The sequence below is a fragment of the Streptomyces sp. NPDC021224 genome, from assembly GCF_044332905.1.
Taxonomy (GTDB): Bacteria; Actinomycetota; Actinomycetes; order Streptomycetales; family Streptomycetaceae; genus Actinacidiphila.
On the sequence record NZ_JBIRPW010000004.1, the window covers coordinates 464726 to 471947 of the forward strand.

General features: G+C 75.7%; 7 protein-coding genes and 5 tRNA genes. 6 read left to right on the top strand and 6 right to left on the bottom strand.

The window, feature by feature from the left end:
* Positions 1 to 32: 32 nt before the first annotated feature.
* Positions 33 to 854 carry an aminotransferase class IV gene (locus ACH4PY_RS13675; RefSeq protein ID WP_398180442.1) on the bottom strand — a complete coding sequence of 274 codons (822 nt, stop codon included), beginning with the start codon at positions 852 to 854 and terminating at the stop codon, positions 33 to 35.
* A complete protein-coding gene (locus tag ACH4PY_RS13680; RefSeq protein WP_398180445.1) occupies positions 851 to 1993 on the bottom strand; it encodes a chorismate-binding protein in 1143 nt (380 codons plus the stop codon). Before ACH4PY_RS13680 ends, ACH4PY_RS13675 begins: the two co-directional genes overlap by 4 nt.
* 290 nt (positions 1994 to 2283) lie before the next feature.
* Here ACH4PY_RS13680 and ACH4PY_RS13685 point away from each other — a divergent pair.
* The 5 genes from ACH4PY_RS13685 to ACH4PY_RS13705 all read left to right on the top strand — a co-directional run bounded on the left by ACH4PY_RS13685 (position 2284) and on the right by ACH4PY_RS13705 (position 2754).
* Positions 2284 to 2356, top strand: a tRNA-Gly gene (locus ACH4PY_RS13685).
* Between the two features lie 34 nt (positions 2357 to 2390).
* Positions 2391 to 2464: transfer RNA gene (locus ACH4PY_RS13690), tRNA-Cys, on the top strand.
* Between the two features lies 1 nt (position 2465).
* Positions 2466 to 2537: transfer RNA gene (locus tag ACH4PY_RS13695), tRNA-Val, on the top strand.
* Between the two features lie 34 nt (positions 2538 to 2571).
* Positions 2572 to 2643 (top strand) — tRNA-Val (locus ACH4PY_RS13700).
* Positions 2644 to 2679: 36 nt separating this feature from the next.
* Positions 2680 to 2754: transfer RNA gene (locus ACH4PY_RS13705), tRNA-Val, on the top strand.
* A 107-nt stretch (positions 2755 to 2861) separates the two neighbouring features.
* On the opposite strand, the gene ACH4PY_RS13710 is transcribed toward ACH4PY_RS13705, so the two are convergent.
* The 4 genes from ACH4PY_RS13710 to ACH4PY_RS13725 form a co-directional block, all read right to left on the bottom strand.
* Positions 2862 to 3173, bottom strand: coding sequence for a zf-TFIIB domain-containing protein (locus ACH4PY_RS13710; RefSeq protein WP_398180448.1), 312 nt, complete (start codon positions 3171 to 3173; stop codon positions 2862 to 2864).
* A gap of 34 nt (positions 3174 to 3207) precedes the next feature.
* Positions 3208 to 4299 carry a phosphotransferase gene (locus ACH4PY_RS13715; protein ID WP_398180451.1) on the bottom strand — a complete coding sequence of 364 codons (1092 nt, stop codon included), beginning with the start codon at positions 4297 to 4299 and terminating at the stop codon, positions 3208 to 3210.
* A gap of 288 nt (positions 4300 to 4587) precedes the next feature.
* Positions 4588 to 4770, bottom strand: a complete 183-nt coding sequence (locus ACH4PY_RS13720; RefSeq protein ID WP_398180454.1) for a hypothetical protein — start codon at positions 4768 to 4770, stop codon at positions 4588 to 4590.
* 273 nt (positions 4771 to 5043) lie between these two features.
* Complete coding sequence (locus ACH4PY_RS13725; RefSeq protein ID WP_398180457.1) at positions 5044 to 5322, bottom strand: hypothetical protein; 279 nt, start codon at positions 5320 to 5322, stop codon at positions 5044 to 5046.
* Between the two features lie 276 nt (positions 5323 to 5598).
* Between ACH4PY_RS13725 and ACH4PY_RS13730 the strand changes: the two genes are divergently transcribed.
* Positions 5599 to 6855, top strand: a complete 1257-nt coding sequence (locus tag ACH4PY_RS13730; protein WP_398180459.1) for a serine/threonine-protein kinase — start codon at positions 5599 to 5601, stop codon at positions 6853 to 6855.
* Positions 6856 to 7222 lie beyond the last annotated feature (367 nt).

A 7222-nucleotide genomic window follows, 5' to 3' on the forward strand; every position in this document is an offset into this window, starting at 1 on the left:
GCCCCGGGTCCGACCGGCGGGGCCTCGCCTCCCTACGGGTTGGGGTGCGCCGCGGCCCGCTCGGCGAAGACCTCCATCGCCTTCGCGGTCACCGGGCCGGGCGCCGCGGGCAGTTCGCGGGCGTCGACGCGGGTGACGGGCTGGATGTCGCGGAGGGAGGAGGTGACGAAGACCTCCTCCGCCTCGCCGAGGGCCTCGTACGGCAGGTCCTCCTCCAGGGCGCCGCACCATTCGACGACGAGTTCGCGGGTGATGCCGGCGAGGCAGCCGGAGGAGAGCGGCGGGGTCAGCAGGCGGCCGTCGAGGACGACGAAGACGTTGGAGCCGGTGCCCTCGCAGAGCCGCCCGGTGGTGTTGGCGAAGATCGCCTCGGTGGCGCCCTGTTCGCGGGCGCGGGCGAGGGCGACGACGTTCTCGCCGTACGAGGTGGTCTTCAGGCCGGTGAGGGCGCCGCGTTCGTTGCGCGTCCAGGGGACGGTGACGACGGCGCCGGCGGCGGGGTGCGCGGGGGCGGGGCTCGCGGCGACGACGAGGGTGGGGCCGGACTCGCCGCGGTCGGAGCCGAGCGGGGAGATGCCGCCGGTGTAGGTGATCCGCAGGCGTGCGTGCGGCAGCGGGTTGGCGGCCAGGACGGCCTCGCAGGCGCGGGCGACCTCGGCGGTGTCCGGTTCGGGCAGGCCGAGACCGAGCGCGGAGCGGGTCAGCCGCCGCAGGTGCCGGTCCAGCGCGAAGGTGTGCCCGTCGGTGGCCTTGAGCGTCTCGAAGACGCCGTCGCCGACCGTCAGGCCGTGGTCGAGCACCGACACGGTGGCGTCCGCGGTGTCCCGCAGCCCACCGTCCACCCAGATCCTCACCGCTGTGTCCTCCCGCTGACGCTGCCGTTCCTGTCGCCGGTGCCGTTCCCGTGCGTGGGTTCGGGACCCGCCGCACCCGACGCTACCGCCAGCAGCCGCCGGGCCTTGAGCTCGGTCTCCTCCCACTCGCCCGCGGCGTCCGATCCCCAGGTGATGCCGGCGCCGGTGCCGAAGCGCAGTTCGGGGCGGTCGGCGGCGTCGCGGGCGACCCAGAAGGTGCGGATGCCGACCGCGAGGGCGGCGGTGCGGCGGTCGGCGTCGACCCAGCCGACCGCACCGCAGTACGGGCCGCGCAGCGCCGTCTCCAGCTCGTCGATGATGCGCAGGGCGCTGGACTTGGGCGCGCCGGTGACCGAGCCTGGCGGGAAGGCGGCGGCGAGCAGGTCGGGCCAGCCCGCGCCCGGTCGCAGCTCGCCGCGCACGGTCGAGACGAGGTGGGCCAGCCCGGGGTGCGGCTCGACCGCGCACAGCGCGGGAACGGTGACCGAACCGGTGGCGCAGACCCGGCCCAGGTCGTTGCGGACCAGGTCGACGATCATCACGTTCTCCGCCCGGTCCTTGGGCAGGAAGTCGTCCGCGGTGGTCGCGGTGCCCTTGATCGGGCCGGATTCGACGGTGGTGCCGGTGCGGCGCAGGAAGAGCTCGGGCGAGGCGGTGGCGACCTCGACCCCGTGGCCGGGCAGCCGGACGGTCGCCGCGTACGGGGCGGGGTTGCCCAGCTCCAGGACGGCCGCGAGCGCGTCGACGTCGGGGGCCTCGCCGCCTGGGCCGGGCGGCAGCGGGGCGTGCAGGACGCGGCAGAGGTTGACCTGGTAGACGTCGCCGGCGGCGATCCGGGCCCGGATCGCGTGCACGCCCGCCTCGTAGGCGGCGCGGTCCATGGAGGACGTCCAGGCGGCCGGGTCGGGGCCGCGCCAGCGGGCGGCGCGGGCGGCGGTCCCGGCGCCGGTGTCCGGGCCGGTGCCGGAGCGCGGGGTGCGGTGCACGTCGGCGAAGCGCGCGCAGACGGTGCGGCCCTCGAAGTCCGCGACGACCGCCCAGAAGCCCGTGGAGTCCAGGGCGGCGGGATCGTCGGTGACGTCACGCAGCCCGGTGGCGACGAGCCCGTGGAAACGGGCCAGCGGGACGAGATCGCGCACGGTGCTTCCCCGGGAGGCTGGAGCGGTCGGAACCCGAGTCTAGGGTGAGCGGACCGGTGGCCGAGGGAGGGGCCGGGCGGGCGTCGCGCGGTGGCGCGCACCCCACGCACGCAGGGCTTTCACGCCGCCCGCACAGGGGCCGCGGAGGGCGCGTGCCGGGCACTCCCGCGGCGCCGGGCGCACCAACTCGCCGTCATTGGCCCGGCACGCTGCGGAAACCGGTTTTTGAGCTGGACCCGGAATCCGCTAGAGTTCAACGCGTCGCCCCGGAGTTGTTGCGGAGCAGACCTGCGGACGTGGCTCAGTTGGTAGAGCATCACCTTGCCAAGGTGAGGGTCGCGAGTTCGAATCTCGTCGTCCGCTCGATGTGGGGGATCCTCCGGGATCCTCCGCTGTTGGTGGAGTGGCCGAGAGGCGAGGCAACGGCCTGCAAAGCCGTCTACACGGGTTCAAATCCCGTCTCCACCTCCAAGGACGATTAGCTCAGCGGGAGAGCGCTTCCCTGACACGGAAGAGGTCACTGGTTCAATCCCAGTATCGTCCACTGGGCCCCACCGGGCCCTGAGCAGCACCTTCCCGCGCGATTAGCTCAGCGGGAGAGCGCTTCCCTGACACGGAAGAGGTCACTGGTTCAATCCCAGTATCGCGCACTCGGTACGGCGCCCCGGGCGGCGCCCCGCCATCCCGGACGATTAGCTCAGCGGGAGAGCGCTTCCCTGACACGGAAGAGGTCACTGGTTCAATCCCAGTATCGTCCACCAGCACACGGCCGAGGGCCCGGAAGCAGCAGCTTCCGGGCCCTCGGCCGTGTCCGCGTGCGGTGGGCGCGCCGTGGCCGGGCGGTCCGCCGTGGACCGCCCGGCGCCGGTCAGGACGAGAAGAGCATGTGCGCGAAGCCGCCGTGGCCGTGGTGCTTGTGGCCGTGCCCGTGCCCATGGCCGTGGCCGTACTGCGGGGCGCCCCAGCCGGGGGCCTGCGGGTAGGCGGGCGGCGGCGGGACGGGGGCTGCCGGGTAGGCCTGCGGCGGCGGGACGGGCTGGTTCCACTTGCCTTCGAGCTGGGTCAGGGCCTCCAGCTCGCCGTAGTCGAGGAAGATGCCGCGGCAGTTCAGGCACTGCTCGATCTGGACGCCACTGCGGTTGAACGTCTGCATCTGGCCGTGGCACTTGGGACAGACCATCGTCGAATCAACTCCTCGCTTCGAACACGTGAGTTCACTCTAGATGGGCGATACGGGCGCAGGTGGCCACGAGTTCGGACTCCGCCTCGTCGAGCTCGCGCCCCTCGCGGGCCGCCTTGGCGACGCCGATCGCGGCGGTCTGCACGGCCAGCGCCCGTGCGGGGACGTCCAGTTGGCCCCAGGGGTCGCCGTCCTGCGGTACGGCGGGGCCGCCCGCGGAACGGTACGCCGCCAGGAAGCGCGCCCACGCCTCCGGCTCCAGCAGCCCGGCCGCGAACCACATCGCCGGACGGGCCAGGTCCCACGCGGCCGGGCCCGTGCCGAGGTCGTCGACGTCGATGAGCTGCCAGGGGCCGTCGGGCGCCGGGTGCCGGACGAGCTGGCCCAGGTGCAGGTCGCCGTGGCACAGCGCCGCGGGGCCCGGGTGCGGGGCCTCGTCCCTGGCCCACGCGGGCAGCCGCCGCCACGCCCGCCGTACGGTACGGGCCGCCGCCGAATCCGCAACCCCGCGCAGCCGGGCCACCGCGAGCGCGGCCTTCGCGGGACCCCGCATCGGCGGCAGCGGACCCGGCAACGCGCCCGGCGGCACCAGGTGCAGCCGGGCGAGCAGCACCGCCGCCTCCGCCCAGGGCGCGGCGGCCGGGTCGTGCCGGTCCACGGGCACACCGTAGGGCCAAGCGCTGACGGGCCTGCCGCCCGTGGCGGCGGACAGCACGGCGGCGTCCAGGGCGAGCGCGCGCGGCGGCGGATCCTGCGGCAGCGGGGCCAGCAGGATCCCGCGCAGGGCCGGATGGCCCGCGACGCCGACGCGGACGGCGAGCGCGGCGGCGTCCGTGCCGGGTGCGTGCGCCTTGGCCACGACCGCGCCGACCCGCACCACGGTGCCGTCGGGGCGGTCGGCCAGCACGGTGGTCGCGGCGGGCACGGTGGGCTGACCGGCCACCGGGCCCGCCGCCCGCCGGACAGCCTGCGGGGTGCGCCGGGCGGCGGCGGCCGCGGTCGCGGCGAGCGCGGTGACGAGGGCGTCGTCCGCGACGGGGACGGCGGTGCGGCGCGCCGCCTGCCGGTCGATACGGACCGCGCCGCCCTGCCGGGCGGCCCCGGACTGCTCCCCCGTGGTCGTCATTGCCCCAGTCAAGCATCCCCCCGCCACCCCGTCCCGGCGGAATCCGCCGTCCGGAGGCTCCCCGGGCCGCCGCCCGGGCCCGCCGCCCCCCGCGGCCGTCCGCACGCCGCACGGAGGCCGTTCGGGGCGCGGGTCCGTGGGGCCCTCGCGAGCCGGAGCCGGGCAGCGCAATGCCCGGGTATCCGCATGAGATACCCGGGCAAGCGCAGTCGTCCGCCCTACCCCCGTCCCCACGGGGTCCACCGGTGAGTCCCTGACCCGGACCGCTCTTCCGGATCGGGGCGCCTTTCAGCGCCCCAGCAGGCCGGCAACGGACGACGCCTGTACGACCACCGCGTCCACCCCTCCGAAGAGGTAGGCGAGCAGTGCGGCGAGCGGCAGCACCATGGCCGCCGCCACCAGCGGGTGCCGGGGGCCGGTCCGCCGGGTGCCGCGCATGGCACGCGCGGTGCGCGTCACCGTGTTCGCCATTCCCGCCCCCTTCCGGGGTCCGCCGTGTGGTCGTTCGTTGTGCAGTTGAAGAAGGTGCAGGAGACGGACCGGGCCGGTGGACCGGTACGTCTGGGGGGCGGCGGGCGCTTGACCTCGGGGGACGAGTGCTCCGCCCGCCGCTTGACCTCAACATTAGGTGCGTCCGGAGCCCCGGTCGTCAGGCCCTGGTACCCCTTCGCAGGCCTCCCGGAGGATGACGGCGGCAGCCGCGCGTACTCCCCTGGGTGGATCCCGCGCCCCGGCTCCCCAGGGTCATCCCTGAGCCGCCCGGGCCCCCGCGGCCCGCTCGTGCGCCTGTTCCTCGGCCCGCTCGTCGTCCCGCGGCACGGGCTGCTCGACCAGGGCGAGCACCCGCGTCGCCATGAAGCGCGCGGTCCGCACGACCGTCCCGCTGCGGGTGACCTCGCTCACTTCCACGACCCCGCGGCGCACCGCGGTCTCCACCCGGCGACCGGCCCGGGTGGCCACGACCTCATAGGTGCGGGTGCTGTCCCCCGCATCGACGACTATCTCCACGCGATCACCTTTCACGGCGTCATTCCCCTTCGCAGGATGGACCGTTGGCGGATCGCGGCCAGGTGACGGCCCGCTGTCGGACCGGCACCTCACCGTTGCCTCCAGCTTCCCACCCGGCACTGACAATTCACTGCCCGTCGCCTGCGGGCCTTCACCGCGCGACGGGAGGTGAGTCCGTAAGCTGTGGGCGGCCCACCCGGCCACTGACCCGGCCCCCGCCGGGCAGCAGCGGCCGAAGTGGCGCAGTGGAGCAGCAGGGGGTCCGCCCCCACCGGAGGCAGGGGTACGGACATGGCGATGATGCGGCTGCGGCGCGAGGATCCGCGGGTCGTCGGCGCCTTCCGACTGCACCGGCGGCTCGGCGCGGGCGGCATGGGCGTGGTCTACCTGGGCGCGGACAAGCGCGGCCAGCGGGTCGCGCTGAAGGTGATCCGCCCCGAACTGGCGGAGGACCAGGAATTCCGCTCGCGCTTCGCCCGCGAGGTGTCCGCCGCGCGGCGCATCCGTGGCGGCTGCACGGCGCGGCTGGTCGCCGCGGACCTGGAGGCCGAGCGCCCCTGGTTCGCCACGCAGTACGTGCCCGGCCCCTCGCTGCACGACAAGGTCGCCGAGCACGGGGTGCTCTCCGCCGCCGAGACCGCCTCGATGGGCGCCGCGCTCGCCGAAGGCCTGGTCGCCGTGCACGAGGCCGGGGTCGTCCACCGCGACCTCAAGCCGTCCAACATCCTGCTGTCACCCAAGGGCCCGCGGATCATCGACTTCGGCATCGCCTGGGCCACCGGGGCGAGCACGCTCACGCACGTCGGGACGGCGGTCGGTTCGCCCGGCTTCCTCGCGCCCGAGCAGGTGCGCGGGCTGCCCGTCGCCCCGGCCACCGACGTCTTCGCCTTCGGCGCGACGCTCGCCTACGCGGCCACCGCGGACTCGCCCTTCGGGCAGGGCAGCTCCGAGGTCATGCTCTACCGGGTCGTCCACGAGGAGCCCGACCTCGGCGCGGTGCCGGACGCGCTCGCGCCGCTCGTCTACGCCTGCCTGGCCAAGGATCCGGAGGAGCGGCCCAGCACGGTGCAGCTCTCGGAGCGGCTCACCGAGATCGCGACGCGCGAGGCCCGCGGGATCGGCGCGCCGCGCCGTGAGGGCCTGCCCAAGGCCGCCGGGCCGCGGCCCGAACGGCCCGTCGGGCGGCGCGCGGAGGAATACGCGCAGCAGCGCACGCAGCGGCGGACCCCGCCGCGGCTCGACCCCACCGGTGGGGGCGGCGCGGCCGGGCGCGCATCGGGCCGCGGGCCCGCGTCCTCCGCGCAGGGCCCTGCGCAGGGCTCCGCCGGAAGCGCCGCGGGTGGCGGCGCCGCGGGAGCGCCGAGGCCGACGATGCGGACGACGATGCCCTCCGCGCGCACGCCGGTGCGCACGGCGGGCGGGCGGCGGCCCGTCGCGCCCGCGGCCGGGCGGCGGCGCCTGATGCGGCAGCGGCTCGCGGTGTTCGTGGTCGTGACGCTGCTGGCGGCGGTGATCATCGCGACGGTGCAGGGGTGTCACCACTTCTGAGGGGTGGTGGGTGAGTGCCTCTTGCGCTGGTCGCGCGGACATCCCGCCGTCGTGGCTGAGCGCGCAGTTCCCCGCGCCCCTTGCGCTGGACGCACGAACGACCCGCCGTCCTGCTGCGCCAGGGGGTGCCCCCTGCGCTGGACGCGCGAACCTCCCGCCGTCCTGGCCGAGCGCGCAATTCCCCGCGCCCCTGCGCGGCGCCGTGCCACTGGCGCTGATCGCGCGGACGACCCGCCGTCCTCCTGCGCCAAGGGGTGCCCCCTGCGCTGGACGCGCGAACCTCCCGCCGTCGTGGCCGAGCGCGCAGTTCCCCGCGCCCCTGCGCGGCGCCGTGCCACTGGCGCTGATCGCGCGGACGACCCGCCGT